The sequence below is a fragment of the Pseudomonas sp. RtIB026 genome (assembly GCF_016861355.2).
Taxonomy (GTDB): Bacteria; Pseudomonadota; Gammaproteobacteria; order Pseudomonadales; family Pseudomonadaceae; genus Aquipseudomonas; species Aquipseudomonas peradeniyensis.
The window spans coordinates 915,098-933,103 of record NZ_AP023348.2; the positions used below are offsets into that span (position 1 = coordinate 915,098).

At 63.4% G+C, this 18,006-nt stretch carries 11 protein-coding genes; 2 read left to right on the top strand and 9 right to left on the bottom strand.

Annotation, left to right across the window (positions count from 1 at the left end; genetic code table 11):
* The first annotated feature begins 121 nt into the window (after positions 1-121).
* Positions 122-1,228, top strand: coding sequence for an agmatine deiminase (aguA, locus tag PRtIB026_RS04195; RefSeq protein ID WP_028689184.1), 1,107 nt, complete (start codon positions 122-124; stop codon positions 1,226-1,228).
* Positions 1,229-1,857: 629 nt separating this feature from the next.
* Here aguA and PRtIB026_RS04205 read toward each other — a convergent pair.
* On the bottom strand, positions 1,858-3,948 hold the full coding sequence (locus PRtIB026_RS04205; RefSeq protein WP_203648752.1) for a TonB-dependent receptor: 2,091 nt from the start codon (positions 3,946-3,948) through the stop codon (positions 1,858-1,860).
* A 655-nt stretch (positions 3,949-4,603) separates the two neighbouring features.
* Here PRtIB026_RS04205 and PRtIB026_RS04210 point away from each other — a divergent pair.
* Positions 4,604-5,923 carry an OprD family porin gene (locus PRtIB026_RS04210; protein WP_203648750.1) on the top strand — a complete coding sequence of 440 codons (1,320 nt, stop codon included), beginning with the start codon at positions 4,604-4,606 and terminating at the stop codon, positions 5,921-5,923.
* A gap of 30 nt (positions 5,924-5,953) precedes the next feature.
* Here the strand turns inward: PRtIB026_RS04210 and PRtIB026_RS04215 are convergent, their stop codons facing one another.
* The 8 genes from PRtIB026_RS04215 to PRtIB026_RS04250 form a co-directional block, all read right to left on the bottom strand.
* Complete coding sequence (locus tag PRtIB026_RS04215) at positions 5,954-7,621, bottom strand: FMN-binding glutamate synthase family protein (protein WP_203648748.1); 1,668 nt, start codon at positions 7,619-7,621, stop codon at positions 5,954-5,956.
* A gap of 150 nt (positions 7,622-7,771) precedes the next feature.
* Complete coding sequence (locus PRtIB026_RS04220; protein ID WP_050703356.1) at positions 7,772-8,437, bottom strand: hypothetical protein; 666 nt, start codon at positions 8,435-8,437, stop codon at positions 7,772-7,774.
* Positions 8,438-8,476: 39 nt separating this feature from the next.
* Complete coding sequence (locus tag PRtIB026_RS04225; RefSeq protein WP_203648746.1) at positions 8,477-9,619, bottom strand: ankyrin repeat domain-containing protein; 1,143 nt, start codon at positions 9,617-9,619, stop codon at positions 8,477-8,479.
* A gap of 69 nt (positions 9,620-9,688) precedes the next feature.
* The gene (locus PRtIB026_RS04230) at positions 9,689-10,291 is read right to left on the bottom strand and encodes a hypothetical protein (RefSeq protein WP_203648744.1); all 603 of its coding nucleotides are present in this window, start codon (positions 10,289-10,291) and stop codon (positions 9,689-9,691) included.
* A gap of 124 nt (positions 10,292-10,415) precedes the next feature.
* Positions 10,416-11,201 (bottom strand): hypothetical protein, encoded by a 786-nt coding sequence (locus PRtIB026_RS04235; RefSeq protein WP_203648742.1) that lies wholly within the window; start codon positions 11,199-11,201, stop codon positions 10,416-10,418.
* A 2-nt stretch (positions 11,202-11,203) separates the two neighbouring features.
* Positions 11,204-15,610: an RHS repeat-associated core domain-containing protein gene (locus PRtIB026_RS04240; protein ID WP_203648740.1), complete on the bottom strand. Its 4,407-nt coding sequence runs from the start codon at positions 15,608-15,610 to the stop codon at positions 11,204-11,206.
* An 8-nt stretch (positions 15,611-15,618) separates the two neighbouring features.
* The gene (locus PRtIB026_RS04245; RefSeq protein WP_050703360.1) at positions 15,619-16,053 is read right to left on the bottom strand and encodes a DcrB-related protein; all 435 of its coding nucleotides are present in this window, start codon (positions 16,051-16,053) and stop codon (positions 15,619-15,621) included.
* A 12-nt stretch (positions 16,054-16,065) separates the two neighbouring features.
* The gene (locus PRtIB026_RS04250; protein WP_203648738.1) at positions 16,066-18,003 is read right to left on the bottom strand and encodes a type VI secretion system Vgr family protein; all 1,938 of its coding nucleotides are present in this window, start codon (positions 18,001-18,003) and stop codon (positions 16,066-16,068) included.
* Positions 18,004-18,006 lie beyond the last annotated feature (3 nt).

Below are 18,006 nucleotides of genomic sequence, written 5' to 3' on the forward strand. Positions count from 1 at the left end.
TTTCGCGGCACAAGGCCGCTCCTACAGGTCCCACACATTTTCTTTGTAGGAGCGGCCTTGTGCCGCGAAAGGCGCGCGCAGCGGGCCCTGGACCACCGACAGTTGCCATCAGAGGCCATCGATGAAAACGCTCAACTCGACTCCCCGCGCCGACGGTTTCCATATGCCCGCCGAGTGGGCCCCGCAGACCCAGGTGTGGATGGTCTGGCCGGAGCGCCCGGACAACTGGCGCCTGGGTGGCAAGCCGGCGCAGGCCGCGCACGTGACTCTGGCCAAGGCCATCGCCCGTTTCGAGCCGGTCACCGTGGCGGTGTCCGCCGGCCAGTACGCCAACGCCCGTCGCCAGCTCGACCTGCCCAACATCCGCGTGGTCGAGATCAGCAACGATGACGCCTGGGTGCGCGACACCGGGCCGACCTTCGTCATCAACGACCATGGCGAAGTGCGTGGCGTGGACTGGGGCTTCAACGCCTGGGGTGGCTTCGACGGTGGCCTGTACGCCCCCTGGAACCGCGACGAGGAGCTGGCCGCCAAGGTCATGGAAATGGAGCGCGTGCAGCGCTACCACACCGAAGGTTTCGTGCTCGAGGGTGGTTCGATCCACGTCGACGGCGAAGGCACCCTGATCACCACCGAGGAGTGCCTGCTCAACCGTAACCGCAACCCGCACCTGAACCGCGAGCAGATCGAGGAGATCCTGCGCGAGCACCTGGCGGTCGAGACCATCGTCTGGCTGCCGGACGGCCTGTACAACGACGAGACCGATGGCCACGTCGACAACTTCTGCTGTTACGTCAGCCCCGGCGAAGTGTTACTGGCCTGGACCGATGATTCCAATGACCCCAACTATGCACGCTGCCATGCCGCCTACGAGGTGCTGAAAAACACCCGTGACGCCAAAGGGCGCGAGTTCGTGGTGCACAAGATGCCGATCCCGGGGCCGCTGTATGCCACCCAGGCAGAATGCGACGGCGTTGATCATGTGGTGGGCAGCCAGGAGCGTGACCCGTCGGTGCGTCTGGCCGGTTCCTACGTGAACTTCCTGATCGTCAACGGCGGCATCATCGCCCCGAGCTTCGACGACCCGGCCGATGCCCAGGCCCGGGCGATCCTGGCCAAGGTCTTCCCGGATCACGAAGTGGTGATGATCCCGGGGCGCGAGCTGCTGCTGGGCGGTGGCAATATCCACTGCCTGACCCAGCAGCAGCCGGCACCGGTAAAACGTTGATCGGCCAATGAGTGAAAAACCCGTCGGATGACGGGTTTTTTTATGCTCGCGATAATCGGTCGGGCGGCATGGCACAGCAATTGTATTGATTTTTCCTCGTGCTTCAGACGAATGGACCTACGCCATTCTGTAACGCGCCTGAAGTACCTTAGCCGCTCACTAGGCCCGGGGAGTACGTGAGGAAATGAACGCAGCAAGTGAGTCGGCTTTGCCCGCAGCGGCAGCCAGCCACCGATCGCTCAGAATCCTGGCTCAGTGGTTGAAACGTCATGGAGACAATCGGGTCAGGACGACCGACCCACGACGCCTGCTGGATGGGCGATACCCTCAAGGCCTGATCAGCGAGGAAGAGCTCGAAGCTCTGCTGGCTGTCTGGCATTGATCGGGAAGGAACCCGTCGCAGAAAAAAACGCCACCGCATCTGCGGTGGCGTTTTCGTTTGTGAGGCGTGCAGCAGAAGTACACATCCCCTGTGTGTGGGAGCGGCCTTGTGCCGCGAAAGGGCCGCAAGGCGGCCCCGGCGATCTTGCATGAACGCTGAAATCCTGGGGCCGCTTCGCAGCCCTTTCCGGCCGGTCCGACGCCTCGGCAAGGCCGCTCCTACACGGACGGCGTATGGCCTTTGACGATCAGAAGCTGTAGGTCCCGGTCACCACCAGGCTGCGCGGATCGCCCACCTGGATCTGCGCGGCGCTGGTGGCCGAGCTGTAGTAGGTCTTGTCGGTGATGTTGCTCAGCGCCGCGCGCACATCCCAGTCATGAGTGCGGTAGCCCGCCAGCGCGTCCCAGCGGCCATAGCCCGGCAGGATCACGGTGTTCTGGTTGTCGGCGTAGCGGTCGCCGACCAGGGTCAGGCCGGTTTCGGCGTACCAACCCAGCTCCGGTTTCCAGGTGACGAACAGGCTGGCGTTGCGCTTGGCCACGTCGTTGATGCGGTTGCCCTGCTGGCCGTTGTTGTCCTTGACGATGGTCGCGTCCTGCAGGCCGATGCCGCCGCGCACATACCAGTTGCCCACCACGTTGCCGGTAGCGGTCAGCTCGATGCCGCGCGAGCGTTGCAGGCCGCTGAGCTGGATCAGCTCCGGGTTGATCGGGTCGCGGGTACGGCGGTTGTAAAGTTCCAGTTCGTAGATCGCGAGGGTGGTGCTCAGACGCTCGTCGAACCACTCGCTCTTGACCCCGATCTCCTTCTGCCGGGTCTGTTCCGGGTCGGTCTGGTTGGTGTTGCCGGCAGCGCCTGGTGTGATGCCGATGAGGCCGCCACCGACCGGAGAGTAGGTCTTGCTCCAGGACGCATAGAAGGAGTGGTCCTGCCAGGGCGTGTACACCAAGCCGATGCGCGGGCTGAAACTGTTGTCCTTCTGCTTTTCCGAGATGTCGCGCAGCTTGTTGGTGGTGTCCACCTCGAACTGGTCGAAGCGTACGCCCGCCAGCAGTTGCCACTGGTCGTTGAGGCGGATCTGGTCCTGCAGGTAGATACCGGTGCTCTCGACGTCGGTGTGGTTGTTGCTGGACACCCGCATCGTGCCGTTGTGCTGCTGGCCGGCCGTCGAGCCCTGCACGGGTACCGATGGCACGCCGACGCCCTGGTGCAGCAGCGAGTTGCGGCGTTGCTCGCCCATTTCCAGGCCCACCAGCAGCGTGTGCTCAAGGCCAAAGGTCTCTACATGGCCTTCCAGCTCGACGGTGTTGTAGAGGTTGCGGGTGCTCAGGTCCTGTTGCCAGCGCTGGCGATCCACCAGCCCGGCAGCCGGGCGGTAGGCGGTCAGGTAGGTGTTGTCGAAGTCGCTCTCCAGGGTGAACAGGCTGAAGGTGTGGCGCAGTTGCCACTGGTCGTTCAGCTCGTAGTTCAGGCGCGAGCGCAGCGATTCGGCGCGGTCGTTGATGTAGTCGCGCTGGGTGTCGCCGTAGGTGGTCTTGCGGCTGACATCGGCCGGGCGCCCGGTGAGCGGGTTGCCGGGGATGCCGCGATCAGGGGTGCGGTCGTAGCGGCTGTACTCGTACTGCACCAGCCAGTTCAGCTCGGGGGTGATCTGCCAGCTCATGGACGGCGCGAACAGCTGGCGGTGGTTGCCGTCGATGCCGTCGCGGAAGCTGTTTTTGTCTTCGTTGCCCAGGTTCAGGCGCAGGCTGAGGGTGTCGCTGGGGTCGGCGCTGAGGTCGGCGTACAGGTTGCGCAGGTCCTGGCTGCCGCCCTGGGCCTCGATGCTCGAGCGGCGGCCGTGCTCCGGCGCCTTGCTCACCCGGTTGACGATGCCGCCCTGGCTGCCACGGCCATAGAGCACCGCCGCCGGGCCCTTGAGCACCTCGACCCGCTCGATGTTGTGCAGGTCGCGGGTGTACTGGCTGTCGTCGCGGATGCCGTCCAGGTAGAAGTCGTTGCTGGCGTCGAAGCCGCGGATGCGCAGGCTGTCGAAGCGGGTGTCGGCGCCGCTGCTGACGTTGGGGATGCCTTCCAGCGCCTTGCCCAGGTTGCTGCTGCCGTAGTCCAGCACGTTGCGGGTCTTCACCGAGTCGATGGCCTGCGGCACATAGCGCGCCGGGGTCGAGGTGCGGGTCGCGGTGGTCACGTCCTTGACCCGCGGGTTGTCCTCTTCGCGGGTGCTGTCGGCGGTCACCGAGGTTTCCGGCAGGGTCGTGGTGGCGGCACTGGCCAGGCCGGCGCTGAACAGCAGTGACAGGCCCAGGGTCAGGGGGGAAAGGCGGCAGGGGGCAGGCATCGAAGGCGTCCAAGGAATGGAGTGAGAAATTGGGCGCGAATGGTAATGCTTGCTATTTACTGTTGCATCGACATTTGTAAAGGGTTGTCTTTACATATGTTTCAAAATGTTGCTATCTATTCGGATTGATTTTGAATTGTCTTGATATTCATGCAGATGCGCACGGGGATGACCTGTAGGAGCGGGCTTGTCCCGCGATGGCGCCCTGGCTGGACGGTGATGAGGGCATTGCCGACCTTATCGCGGGGCAAGTCGCACCGCCGCTCCCACGCTGCTCAGGGCAATTTCCGACAGGGTATCGAGAGGCCTGCGGAAGTACGGTCGTATGACGGTTTTATGGATTTCGCCCGCTTTCCACAAAAGAGACAAATTTGCGCTGACCCACGGCAGATATGCATGGAAATGCACCAGCACTGACCTAGTTTTTGGTTATATCAACCTGCATTTCACGTTTTTTTGACATGTATAAGCAGGCAGGGCTAGGATTCGGGCTCTACGCCTGCTGGCCATGATCTGGCCATGCGGCTGCAAGGCCCGTTGCAGACCATTGGCGGGCCTTTCGGCTTGGATCCGCATAGCGTCGAACCTACGAAGGGGCGTTGGTTCCTGGCGTTCTAATGCAGAGCGTTTTTGAATACGAAATAAGGAAAATAACATGTTGAAAACCAGGATCAGCCTGGTCGCGCTGGCGATGATCGCCGCGACCCAGGCACAGGCCAATGAGCAGGCCGAAAGCAAGGGCTTCATCGAGGACAGCCACGCCAACGTCCTGCTGCGCAACGCCTTCATCAACCGTGACAAGAAGCACCACACCAACGACCAGTCCCAGTGGGGCCAGGGTGTGATCGCCAACTTCTCCTCCGGTTTCACCCAGGGCACCGTCGGTGTCGGTGTCGACGCCTTCGGTCTGTACGCCCTGCGCCTGGATGGCGGCAAAGGCCGTAACCAGGGTGGCGGTGTCGACTTCTTCAAGCGCTCCGATCCCACTTTCGATGGTGAAAAGACCAACGCTTCGCACAACCTGGCCCGTGGTGGCGCTGCGGTGAAGTTCCGTGTTTCGAACACCGTGCTCAAGTACGGTGACCAGATGCCGGCCCTGCCGGTACTGCAGTACGATGACGGCCGCCTGCTGCCGGAAAGCTTCACCGGCACCATGATCACCTCCAAGGAGATCAAGGGCCTGGAAATCAACGCCGGCCGCTTCACCCAGGAAGCCCGCAAGAGCGCCGAGCGCCGTGATGGCGGCGGCCTGAAGTCGATCAACGTGCTCGGCGGCAGCTACAAGTTCACCGACAACTTCACCGCGTCGCTGTACACCGCCGACAACGAAGACGTGATGAAGAAGCACTACCTGGGCTTGAACTACGTCTTCCCGATCGCCAGCGACCAGTCCCTGACCCTGGACTTCAACGGCTACAAGTCGGACATCGACAACAAGTACGTGCGTGCCGCCAAGCTGAACGGCGACTCCAACACCATCTGGAGCCTGGCCGCCACCTACGCCTACGGCCCGCACTCGTTCACCCTGGCGCACCAGCGCAGCACCGGCAGCACCGGCTACAACTACGGCTGGTACCAGAACGACGGTGGTGTGGGTGACGGTGGTTCGACCATCTACCTGGCCAACTCCTACTGGTCCGACTTCAACGCCGAGGACGAGCGTTCCTGGCAGCTGGGCTACGGTCTGGACTTCGGCGCCTTCGGCGTACCGGGCCTGACCTACAAGTTCGCCTATGTAGTGGGTGACAACATCAACACCCGTAAAGTCGGCGCCCCACAAGGCTTCGGTGAAGGTAAAGAGCGCGAGATCTTCAACCAGATCCGTTACGTGGTTCAGGAAGGCCCGGCCAAGGACCTGTCCGTCAAACTGCGTAGCTCCTTCCTGCGGACCAACAATGCTGTCCAGCAGAACGGCTACAACGACGACGGCAACGAAGTCCGCGTATTCGTCGAGTACCCGATCAGCATCTTCTGATCCTGTTCCCGCGTCACCCGCAGCCCCGGCCTATGCCGGGGCTGTTTCTTTTCGGCGCACGTTGACCGCCGCCGCCACCTCGATTTCCCCCGTCTCCGGCGCGAAACTGTCACTGCGTGCCATCCGCCACATCCGCGCATAGAACTCGCTGTCGATCGTGCCGCTGAGCAGCTCGCCCGGCTTGAGGAAGGTGTGCAGCTGCGAAAACAGGCCGATCTCGCTGGCGCTGATACGCCGCGCCAGGTGCTTGGGCTTGAGTTCAGAGGGATGGTCCAGGCCGGCGGCGGCAAGCATCTCGGCCAGGGCATGCAGGGTGTTGCGGTGGAAGCTGGCGACCCGCTCGGCTTTCTCCGGCACCACCAAGGCGCGCTGGCGCAGCGGGTCCTGGGTCGCCACCCCGGTGGGGCACCTGTTGGTGTGGCAGCTCTGCGACTGGATGCAGCCGATGGCGAACATGAAGCCCCGCGCCGAGTTCACCCAGTCCGCGCCGATGGCCAGCACGCTGGCGATGTCGAAGGCGCTGACCAGTTTGCCCGCCGCACCGATGCGGATGCGCTCGCGCAGGTTCAGCCCCACCAGGGTGTTGTGCACGAACATCAGGCCCTCGCGCAGCGGCACGCCCATGTTGTCGGAGAACTCCCGGGGCGCCGCGCCAGTGCCGCCTTCCTTGCCGTCGACGACGATGAAGTCCGGGGTGATGCCGGTGGCCAGCATGGCCTTGGCGATGCCCATGAACTCCCACGGATGGCCCAGGCAGAACTTGAAACCCACCGGTTTGCCGCCGGACAGCTCGCGCAGGCGGGCGACGAACTGCAGCAGCTCCCGCGGTGTGCTGAAGGCACTGTGGGCGGCCGGCGAGATGCAGTCCTCGCCTTCGCGCACGCCCCGGGTGGCGGCGATCTCGGCGCTGACCTTGTGCCCCGGCAAAATCCCGCCATGGCCCGGCTTGGCGCCCTGGCTGAGCTTGATCTCGATCATCTTCACTTGTGGCGCGCGGGCCTGTTCGGCGAAGCGATCGGGGTCGAAGTGGCCGTCCTCGGTACGGCAGCCAAAATAGCCGCTGCCGATTTCCCAGATCAGGTCGCCGCCGTGTTCGCGGTGGTAGGGGCTGATGCTGCCCTCGCCGGTGTCATGGGCGAAGCGTCCCAGGCGCGCGCCCTTGTTCAGCGCGGCGATGGCGTTGGCGCTGAGGGCGCCGAAGCTCATGGCCGAGATATTGAAGATCGACGCCGAGTACGGCTGGCGGCACTGCGGGCCGCCGATGCGGATGCGGAACGAGGCCGGGTCGGCCATCGGCACCGGCAGCATCGAATGGCTGATGAACTCGAAGCCCGGCTTGTAGGCATCGTTGAGGGTGCCGAAGGCTTTCTCGGCGCTTTCGTTCTTGGCCCGGGCGTAGACCAGCGAACGCTGGGCGCGGGAGAACGGCAGCTTGTCGTCGTCGCCCTCGATCAGGTACTGGCGGATCTCCGGGCGGATGGTTTCGATCAGGTAGCGGATGTTGCCCAGGATCGGATAGTTGCGGCGCACGGCGTGGTGGCGTTGGCGCAGGTCGTTGAGGCCGACCAGGCTAAGCAGGGCGCTGATGACGGTGAAGGGCCAGAGCCAGGTGTGCGCAAGCAGGAACGGGACGCTGGTGATCGTGAAGGCCAGGCACAGGAACAGGCAGGCATAGCGGCTGGGGAGCGAGTCTTTCATGGGTCCATCGCAGGCGGGATGACCCGGCCTAGGATAGGCAAAGGCTGCGGGGGGAAAACCTGGGGTTTCGGTAAAAGACTGTTACTCGACGCGGAATTGCCTGGAGAGCACATGGCCAGGTTTGACTGTAGCCAGGGCCCCGGTCTTCAATCAGGTGAACTGGATGAAGAAGAAGCCGGCTTCATCGCCTTGCTTGCCGCGCCGTGCCTGCCTGTCGACATACAGGTAGCCGATACCGTCCGAGAACAATCCCACGTGCTGCCGGCTGGCGGCGGCCACATCACTGTCGAGCAGTTGCATCAGGAACAGGAAGCGCTGGGGTTCGTAGATCGGGTCCTGCAGCCAGCAAGGCCTGCCGACGGGCTTGCTCAGGTCGATACCGCTGTCCTCGTCCTCCAGTTCCTGTTCTTCTTCCTCATCGCTGAAGGGTTCGAACTGAATGTAGGCACGGTCCAGCAGTAAGGCCGCGGCGGGCGGGGCGATCGACTGGTCGGCCAGCTCGTGCAGGATGACCCGGGCAAAACGATTGGCGCGCTTTTCGTCGAGCTCGCTCTGCTGATTGACGGTGTAGTGGCGCTGGGTGGACCGGTTGAAGGCGCCGTCTTGCTGACGCGCGGTGATGAACACCGTGATCGCCATGCCGGGTGGAATGAAGGTGACGGGCAGGAAGCGGTCGCTCAATGTCAGCAGCGGGGTCATCGGCTCATCAGTGTCCGGGCTTCGTGGCCATAGCGAGGCATCCTTGAGACGGGCGCCGCCGCCGATCTGGCCCAGACCGTGATCCTGGCCGGAAAGCACGATTTTTTGCGAGGTCATGGTCAATAGCATCCTTTGTGTCTTACGGGTTGTTCCACTTCAGATCGGCGTCTCCAGCGCCAGGACCTTCCAGCTCGCCTTGCGTTTACGCTCGATGAGCGCGGCCAGGGCCTTGGCGGTCGGAGCACCCTTGCCGGTGAACTTCACCGGTGCCAGGGTCAGCAGGGTGACCTTCTCACGTTCGGGAATCCGCTCGCCTTCACCATGCTTGTTCCAGGGCTTGTCCACTGCCAACAGCGCATCCACCGCGCAAGGCCAGTGCAGGTCGGCAAACTGTGGATCGTCACGCTGGAACAGCATGCCCTCGGCCACCGGGCCCTGCTCGAAGGTTCTGGCGGCGAGGCGTGCCAGCATTCCTACTGGAAAACACCAGGCGTCTGGCACCGGCAATCCGGCCTGGGGCAGTGCCCAGTCACCTGGCAGGCAGAGGAACAACTCGGTCATCGGGGCAACCTGGTACAGGCCGATGGTGAACAGCAGCTTGTGGTCGGTCTTGCCATCGATCAGGCTGACATGCAGCGTGCCGCGAGGGTCTTCACTGGGAGGGCAGAACGCGGTAGGCAGGACCCACCCAGCGGTATTGTGCACAAAGGTGACAATGGCCTGTCCGGCGCCTTCGGCATCGGCGTCCTCGACATCGTTGATGCTGCGTGCACCGTGTTCGAGCAGCAGATCGACCGTGCGCTGATGCCCCCATTCGCGCGCAGCGTCCAGTGCGCTGTCATTGGCGCGTCGGTGCAGGCGATTGACCTGTGCGCCTCGTGTCAGCAGCAGTGCAACGACCTCGTTGTGGCCCGACTGGGCCGCTGCGTATAGCGGTGGGCAGACGCTTAGTGGCAGGCCGTCGACCCAGGCACCGGCATCGAGCAGGCAAACGCAGGTTTCAAGGTGCCCTTCGCTGGCTGCCAGTTCAAGAGCACTGGCATGACCCTCGTCTACATACGGCTGGTTCGGCGCCAGGCCCAGCTCCAGGAGCAGGCCACAGCTCGCCGCCTGTCCGGCCCGAGCGGCCATGTGCAGCAGCCCCTCCTCGTCGGCTTCACCATAGCGGGGCAGCACCAGAAGCTCGGGGTATTTCTGTGCGAACGCACGTAGCCGCTCCAGCTTGCCTTCTTCTACATCGTCGTAGAGGCGGTCGAGCTTGGTCTCATGCTTTTCGTAGAGTTGTTGCCAACCGATCATCAAATAGCGGTTCCCCGTCCGAGGGTCTGGTTCAGGTTAAGTAAGACCCTTGTCAGCCCCACGGAAATATCACTTGCGCGGGAGGGGGATCAAGGCGAACTGGAATGCTTCCGGGCAGTGCTGCTCGAGCCAGTTCTTTGCCCGTTCACTGACGAAATAGCCGCCGTGCACATCGGCCTTGAAGAAGTCGGCGTGCTCATCAGCACGGACTACCTCCAGGTAATGAGAGGGATCATTGCTCTTTACACTCTCGTCCATGCGCAAGGCGACCTTGCCAGCGACGTAGGCGCACCAGAACGCCGGCATGCGTGCTGCCAGTTGTGGGGCATGGGGGCGTGACTCGATGATCGATTCGGGCTCGCCATCCAGCTCCAGGTAGACGCTGATGTCCTTGGCCGCGTCCCATTGCTGCCAGTCGAGTTCGACAATATGGGTCTTTTCCAGATGCTCGAAGCGGCTGATGCCTTTCAGGCCAGAGTTCTCCAACGCCTTCTTTGTCGGCTCGGTCAGTACCAGCAGGCCAGAGCGGATGTAGGCGGGCGGTGTGTAGGGGCCGGTACGCTCGATGCTGTCAATGTCGGTGTCTTCGTCCCAGGCGATCATGCCGTAGGCTAGCACCTCACCCCAATCGCCCCAGGGTGCTTGTGCGTTGCTGACAAAATAGATGTTCATATCAGGCTTCACGGCTCTTGCTGTTCTGGTCGCAACGTCTTTCATAGAGCCATTGCCATGAGGGGGTCGCGCAACAGTTGTATTGCCCATGCGGCGCCCAGCGAGCAGATTGGCCGCCAAGGACTTAAACCTTGAGCAGCTCGGGATAGTCACTGAACCAATAGTCCAGGGCATCCTGATTGAGACCATGCTCACCGCGCCAGAAGTCCATCGGGTAGCTCCAGTCCGACGAGCGCGCGCTGCGTGGCGCCAGGCCGAGGTTGGTGTAGCGGTACAGCAGGCCTGGATGCTCCGGCGTCTGCAGTATTCCGCAGTGTCCCAGCAGGTCGAGGAACCCCCGGCCCTCTTCTTCGCTCATCTTGATACCGGGTAGTTTACGCAGCAGCTTGAGCAGGTCCTTGGGTTTGGTCACGGCAGGCACGTTACGGATCAGGTCCAGGATCGACACCATCAGCTCCAGGTTGCCCGGCTGTTCTTTCGGCCCGGCGTTATGCTCCTGCAACTGGAACGCAATATTGGAGGGGCTGCCGAAAAGCGCTGCGCCGATCAGAAAACGCACCCTGTTGAGGGCAATGAAGTTGACTTCGCGCTCCTTGAAGAAACTGCAGACCTGACAGTTCAGTTGGTCCTGCGCCGTGAAGGCGTGTTGCGGCAGGTGTGTCGCGCAAGCATAGGCCGACAGGGCCGCGCGCAGGTAGGCCTGGTTGCGCTCGACACCGGTGAGAAAGTTGGCGACCACCTCTTTCTTCACCACGGTCTCTCGCTCCTTGAACAGCCAGGTAAGCACCTGGTCATGGCTCATTCTGCGGGTCTCGGTCGCCAGGCCTGTGGCTACCAGCGCCGAGCTTGGTGGCTCGCTGGGATGCTGGGCCTTGAGGATCTTGCAAAGTTGTTCAGGAGTTGCATTCATGTTCATTTCCCGCAGGAGCTTTTGTTGGCCTTGGGGGGCAGGGCGCCACGGCTGTCGAGCACGGGCAGTTGCGTGACTTTGCTGACACCGCGTGCCTTCAGGAAGTCGTTGGCGAGCGCTATCCGCTCGAGGCCAGGGTCTTTTTTCGCCTTGGCGTCGGAGATGCCATAGATCTTGTTGCCTCGCACGTTCGGGTTCTTTCTGCCGAGCACTTCTCGCTCGCGGATCCCTGAGTCCTCGATGCCGCGTATCGTGTCGTAGTCGGTACCAATCGGTGTCACGCGGTTGATGCGGTCACCTTCCTTGAAGCGTGGGCCGTCTGCGCCCTTGGTTTCCATATGTCGGCGTACCACGCCTTCGAGCGTATCGTTGTCCGAGGCTCGCCCGTTGTAATACGGGTTGCCTTTCTCGTCGGAAAGGAAATAGCTCCAGTCCAACCCGTGCGGATCTATCCCGCCGACAGGGTTCGGCGCATAGCGGTACAGGTTGATGCCGCCTTCCAGGCCAATAGGGTCGGGCTGAGTGAAGCGGCCGCTCTGTGGGTCATAGTAGCGGAACAGGTTGTAGTGCAAGCCAGTCTCACGGTCCAGGTACTGACCTTGAAAGCGCAGGTTCTGCTGTTCGATGAAGTCCTCAGTCCTCCACTCGCGCAAGGTCATGCCCCAGGCGGAGCATTCGCCCTCCCAAGCCAGCGTGCCGTCACTGTCGGTCAGTTGCTCGGGCAGACCGTTGAGGGCGTTGTGGTAATGGAGAGTGCGTTGATGCGCACCTTGACCGTCGACACGTGCCAGGACTCTATAGCCCGGTTCATGGACATACAAAGTGAGGTGGCCGTTGCAGCGCTCTTGCAGCAATTTGAGACCGTCCCAGCCAAAGTCGGTGCTGCCCAGCAGATTGCCCTGATCGTCTTGCTCGGTCTTGCCGATGCGGCGCCCGAGAGGGTCATAGTGCAATTTGACGATGCGCTCGCGCCCGCCGCGTACAGAGCGCACCTGAACAAGGCGATGATGCTGGTCGTAGCTCATATGCTGTTCGCCATACAGCGTGCTGCGTTTTTCCGACAGGCGTCCGAAACCGTCATAGCGGTAGTGGCGATCTTCCAGTTGGAGCAACTGGTCATGGCGGGCGACTTGCCCAGCACCGGGCACACGGTTTGCCGCAGCGTCATAGAGGTATTGTTCGTTTTGGCCTGGCAACGGTCCCTGGTTGGCAAGCAGGCGATCCGTTGCGTCGTAATGCATCAGCAGCTGATGTTGATAATCGGGTTGCTGGCGCAGGTAGAGCACCAGATTGTCGCGATCATCGAAGTCGAAGCGCTGCTGCCAGGGCGCGGGCAGGTGTTCGTTGTGGTCGGCGCCCCAGCGCAGACGGGCGCTCGGCCGGCCACTGAGGTCATATTGGCTACGGGTAAGCAGCCGTCCCTGGGTTCGCGAGACCTCACGGTGCAGGCGATCGCGCTCGAAATCGCAGATCACCTGCCCGTCGATGTTGATCTGATGGAGGTGTCCCGAGCCATACACCAGGCGGTTCAGTTGGCGGCCATCGGGCAGCCGCGTCTGCAAGCGATTGTCCAGTGCGTCGTAGGTGTGCTCCAGCCTTCCGGCACTGTTGCTTTCGGCAGTGCGGCGTCCGCAGGCATCATGCTCGAACGCGACGCGTTGCACATTCCCCTGACGATCCTCGCTGATCACCTCCATCAACCGGTCCATCGGATCGAGACTGTAGGTAGTGCTGTCGTCCTCGGTAAGCAACGCAACCAGCCTGCCGGCGGCGTCACGTCGAAGGCGGTGATGGATCGGCGCCTCTCTGGCGCCCGGCGCCGGAATGAAGTCCATGGCGATGATCTGGCCGAGTCCATCGTACTGGTAGGCCTTGCGACTGCCATCCAGATTTTCATGCTCGGCCAGGCGGTTCGCCTCATCCCAGGTGAAACGATAGGACTCACCGTTGCTGTTGGTCAGTGCCACCAGTCGTGTGCAACGGTCATAGGTAAACAGCGTCGGCCGGCCGAGGTTGTCCCGCTGCTCGATGAGCTGGCCATTCAGGTCATAGCGAAAATGCTCGGCGTTGCCGAGCGGATCGATGAAGCATTCGAGCAGGCCCGAGGCGGTGTACCGGTACTGGACAATGCGCCCATCCGCCAGCTCCTGGCGTATCCGATGTCCCAAGGCATTGTGTTGGAAGTGGCTGGTCTGGCCGAGGGCGTTGGTCAGACTCTGCAAATGGCCGCGCCGGTCGTAGCGCAACCGTGTGGCGTAGCCTGAGCAGTCCACCTGCTCGATCAGCAGACCTTGTTCGTTCCAACGCTGACGTTGGCGCTTGCCCGTGGCGTCGATGGTTTCCAGCGGTAGGCCATGTTCGTCATGGCGGTAGCGCGTCACCTCGCCCAAGGGGTCGGTTTCGCGAATACAGTTGCCGTGCTGGTCGTAGCGATAGGTCCAGGTTGCCCCGGCGGCATTGGTTTCACTGCGAGGCAACGCCCAATGCTCGAGCCACTGGGTCGATTCACTGCGTCCCAACGGATCGATGGTTTCGCACAGGTTGCCGGATTCGTCGTAGCTGAAGCGCCATTCACCGCCTTCAGGATCGGTAGCGGCAAGCAGTTGACGTTCATCGTTCCAGTGGAAGCGCCAGGTTTGGCCCAGCGCGTTGCTCGACTCGATGATCTGGAACTGCGCGTTCCAGCGCCGCACACTGGTGCGTAGCAGCGGGTCGGTGATGCAGGTGATGCCAGCCTCGATATCGTATTCGAAGTGATACTCGTCGCCGGCGTTGGTCCAGTGCCGGATCACCCGCCAGTCGTCCAGTTTCTGCCACTGGTAATGGCAAAGCAGGCCATTGGCTGTTTGATGGCCGACCATGCGCCGACCTTCGTCATACATGAATCGACGCTGCAATTGCCCCAGTGCATCGTGGACCTCGGCCAGATCGCCAGCGGCGTCGTAGCGATAGCTGGCGAGTGTTTCAGCATCGTCATCGACGAACACCCGTTCGATATGGCTGACTCGACGTGGCCAAGCGTCGCTGTAGTGCAGCTTGATCCGCACGCGGTCAAAGGTGTCGCGCAGCCACATCAGGCGCCCGAGATCGTCATAGTCCAGGTGGATGCGGTTGTCGTTGCGATCTCCCAGTTTTGCCAGCCGCAGGTGGTTGGCGTCCTGTGGACTGGGTTCGAACAAACGATAGAGGCCGCTGCTGATGTCTTCGATCAGCAGCTCGCCATCAAGGGCGCGTCGCACGCTGATGCCTTCGCCAGCGCTGAAGACGGCGTCGCCGAGGGCGATCATGCCCATGTCGATGACGCGAGCTTGTTCGTCGGTATAGATCAGGCGGTCGTGCTCGACCCTCACAGACACTTCGTAGGGGACGCTCCAGCTGGCACCGAACAGGCCCTCGCGGCGTTCGTCGCGACTGTTGTAGTAGCGTTGCCAGTCCAGTGGGATCATGGCCTGGAGGGTGAAGTCGAGGTCGTGTTCGTCGCTCAGGATCTTCGCGCCAGTGGGCGCGTGGACAGGGTTTGGCGAGCCGACGATGGCCGAAGTCAGGGCGGCGGTCACCTGGCTGCTGGCAAAACTGACCACGCCTCCGACGAGCATGCACCCGAACTTGCTGTAGAACTTGCCTCCACGCCCCCGCAGCATCATCAACGCCGTAATCGCCAAGCCGATCCCCGGCGTCTTGCCGCTACGGATCTCGCGCACCACGAGCGGCCCGCCGCCGATGCGCACGTTGTTCGACACCAGTCCGCCATCGACGATCACCGCCTCGCAGGTGCTGCGATCGCCGCTGCGACAGGCCGGGTGGCCGTTGATCAGCACCTTGCTCGAGCCCTCGGCCAGGTACTGCGGCGGCATCGGCGGGTGCTTGGTGCACAGCACCTTGTCGTCGGGGGCTTCCTGGGTGTTGGGCGCGGGGCTGGCGACGGTCGGCCGCCACATCTGCGAGAAGAAGCCCTTGGCCATGTCGAGGAAGGTTTCTTCCTGCTCCTCGGCCTGCGCGCCACCGCCACCGCCACTGGCCGGGGCGGAGGGAGCGGTGACCACGCCGGCCGCGCGCGCGGCGCGCATGCCGTTGGTCCTGGTGTTGGGCGAGCCACTGACGATGGTGGCCTGCACGGTCGGCGGGAACAGGGCGTTGCCGATGCCCTCGCATAATCGACTGAGCCCGGTGTCCGCGCCGGTCTTGGCCATGACCACGCCGACCACCAGGCCCACCACCGCGCCGAGCACGAAGCAGCCCAGGCCGCCAGTGGCCACGGTAATGCCCAGTGCCGCGGCCACCGCGGCGGTGGCCAGGGCGCCGATGGCGACGTTGGCGGCCACTTCCAGCACGCCGCCGATGATGTCGGCCATCACCGAGGTGTGCAGCAGCGCATCGCCCTCGCGGGCGGCCCAGAGTGCGTCGGACATCCGCTACGTCAGCCCAGGTTGTCGAAGGCGAGGGACTGCTTGAGCGCCGCCCAGTGCGTCGCCTCGGCCTCGCCCAGCGGGGTCGGCTTGACGTAGCTCAGGGCGAACATCTTGCGCGTGCCCGGCAGCACCAGCGCCAGCTGGTACTGGTAGACCTTCTCCTGGCCCTTGCTGAACTGGCTGCTCAGCTCGATCGCCTCGATCGGCTGCGCCGCGCCCACCTGGGTGGCGCGGGCCGGCTGGAACTGCAGGTCCTTGACCTGTTGCTGCAGGCGCTGCAACTGGCCGTCGAAGTTGCTCTGCAGGGTTTCGCCCTCTTCGAGCAGGCTGCGGCTGACGATCAGCGAGGTGCCCAGGGCCTCGAAGCGCAGGATGTTGATGCTGGTGTCGCGCACCTGCGCGTCGGGCAGGGCGAAGCGGAATTCGTTGAGGCGGTAACTCATGGTTCGGTCTCGTTACTTGCCGGCGCCGGGGAAGAGGGCCTTCACCGCGCCGTCGATGGTCGATTTCACGCCCTGGTTCTTCGGGTCGGTCTGGGCGCCGCTGCCCACGTTCAGGTCCAGGGTGCCGCCGGTGTTGATCTCGGCGTCGGCGTTGGCGTGGAAGCTGAACTGCTCGCAGCTGATGTTGATCTGCCCGCTGGCGTTGAGCTCGATCACGCTCTTGCCGCAGACCAGGCGCAGGTTCTCGCCGACTTCGATCAGGTAGCTGGTGCTGACGCTGTCGGTCTTGCTGGCGCCGACCAGCAGCATGTCGTCGCGGCGCACGGCGCGGATGCGGTCCTGGCCGATGGTGATGGTCTCGAGCATGCCGACGGTCTGGTTGCGGTTGATGCCCACCGACAGCGTCTCGCTCTGCTCGACCACGGTGTCCATGTTGCGCTCGGCGTGCACGTACAGCTGTTCGGCGCCCTTCTTGTCCTCCATGCGGATTTCATTGAAGTTGGCCGGGCTGCCGCCCTTGCTCGAGCGGCTCTTCATGCCGCTCTGGGTGGCGCCGCCGGGCAGGTCGTAGGGCACCGTCTGTTCGGCGTTGTACACCCGCCCGGTGATGATCGGCCGGTCGGGGTCGCCTTCGAGGAAGCTGACGATGACCTCCTGGCCGATCCGCGGCACCTGGATCGAGCCCCAGTTCTTGCCCGCCGTGGCTTGCGATACGCGGATCCAGCACGAGCTGTTCTCGTTGGACTGGTCGTGGCGGTCCCAGTGGAAGTGCACCTTGACCCGGCCGTACTGGTCGGTCCAGATCTCCTCGCCGGACGGGCCGACCACCACGGCGGTCTGCGGCCCCTTGACGATCGGCCGCAGGGTGCTGCCCACCGGGCGGTAGCTCTGCTGCGCATCGATGCAGCTGAGGTTGCTTTCGAACTGCGCCGCGCCGCTGCCGCCACCGCTTTCCAGGCGCTCCTGGTGCACGTAGTAGCGGGCGGCGACGATCAGGTACTCGCGGTTCTGGTCCTGGCGGCTGAAGTTGCTCAGGCTGAACAGGTGACCGCTGCCCAGGCCCCGGGCATTGCCGCGCAGCTCGACCCGCTCGTGCAGGCTCTGCAGCGACTCCAGGCGGGTGCGCGCGTAATGCTCGCCGTCCTGGGTCTGCTCATAGGCGCCGGGGTAGTCGTACAGTGGGTAGTCGCTGGCCTGGTGCGGGCGCGGCATGGCCGAGCGCACGTCGATGCGCGCGCTGGGGCGCTGGAAGTCATAGTCGTTGAGCTCCAGGGAGCCCGACTGGACTTCCTGGGCCAGGTGCCAGTCGTTGATATGGTCGCGCTCGCGGTGCTGGCCGTCCGGCGGGTAGTAGGGCACGGTCTCGTAGCCTGGTGCCTTCTGGTGCGCGCCGTAGGCGTCGGCCAGCACCAGCACGTGGCGCTCCTGTTCGTGGCGGAAGAAGTAGTAGATGCCTTCTTCCTCCATCAGGCGGCTGACGAAGTCGAAGCTGGTCTCGCGGTACTGCACGCAGTACTCGCGCTCGCGGTAGTTGCGGCTGAGCAGGTCCTCGAAATCCGAGAAGCCCAGGTCGCGGAACACCTGCTTGATGATCTGCGGCGCGCTCAGGTGCTGGAAGATCCGGCAGTCGCTGGTGCGCGTCAGCAGCCACAGCCACGGACGCAGGGTGACCCGGTAGGCGGCGAACTGGCCCTGGTCCACCGACTGGCTGCAGCGGGCGACGATGCCGTGGAAGTGCCGCGAGGTGCCGACGCTCTGCTGCACGCTCAGGCTCATGGGCTTGCCCAGCAGCTGGTTGAGGTCGATGGCCGGGTCGTCGCTGGTCAACTGCAGCTCGTAGTCGAACAGGCGGCCGAGCTCCTCGCTGCCGCCCATCTCGGCAAGGATCAGCTTGTCCGGCCCCAGGGGGCTGTTGATCTGCGCCAGGCGCGTGAACTGCTTGAACAGCATGGT

Coding starts and splice junctions, on each gene's coding strand:
- aguA (WP_028689184.1), top strand. CDS start 122: ATGAAAACGCTCAACTCGACTCCCCGCGCCGACGGTTTCCATATGCCC.
- PRtIB026_RS04205 (WP_203648752.1), bottom strand. CDS start 3,948: ATGCCTGCCCCCTGCCGCCTTTCCCCCCTGACCCTGGGCCTGTCACTG.
- PRtIB026_RS04210 (WP_203648750.1), top strand. CDS start 4,604: ATGTTGAAAACCAGGATCAGCCTGGTCGCGCTGGCGATGATCGCCGCG.
- PRtIB026_RS04215 (WP_203648748.1), bottom strand. CDS start 7,621: ATGAAAGACTCGCTCCCCAGCCGCTATGCCTGCCTGTTCCTGTGCCTG.
- PRtIB026_RS04220 (WP_050703356.1), bottom strand. CDS start 8,437: ATGACCTCGCAAAAAATCGTGCTTTCCGGCCAGGATCACGGTCTGGGC.
- PRtIB026_RS04225 (WP_203648746.1), bottom strand. CDS start 9,619: ATGATCGGTTGGCAACAACTCTACGAAAAGCATGAGACCAAGCTCGAC.
- PRtIB026_RS04230 (WP_203648744.1), bottom strand. CDS start 10,291: ATGAACATCTATTTTGTCAGCAACGCACAAGCACCCTGGGGCGATTGG.
- PRtIB026_RS04235 (WP_203648742.1), bottom strand. CDS start 11,201: ATGAATGCAACTCCTGAACAACTTTGCAAGATCCTCAAGGCCCAGCAT.
- PRtIB026_RS04240 (WP_203648740.1), bottom strand. CDS start 15,610: ATGTCCGACGCACTCTGGGCCGCCCGCGAGGGCGATGCGCTGCTGCAC.
- PRtIB026_RS04245 (WP_050703360.1), bottom strand. CDS start 16,053: ATGAGTTACCGCCTCAACGAATTCCGCTTCGCCCTGCCCGACGCGCAG.
- PRtIB026_RS04250 (WP_203648738.1), bottom strand. CDS start 18,003: ATGCTGTTCAAGCAGTTCACGCGCCTGGCGCAGATCAACAGCCCCCTG.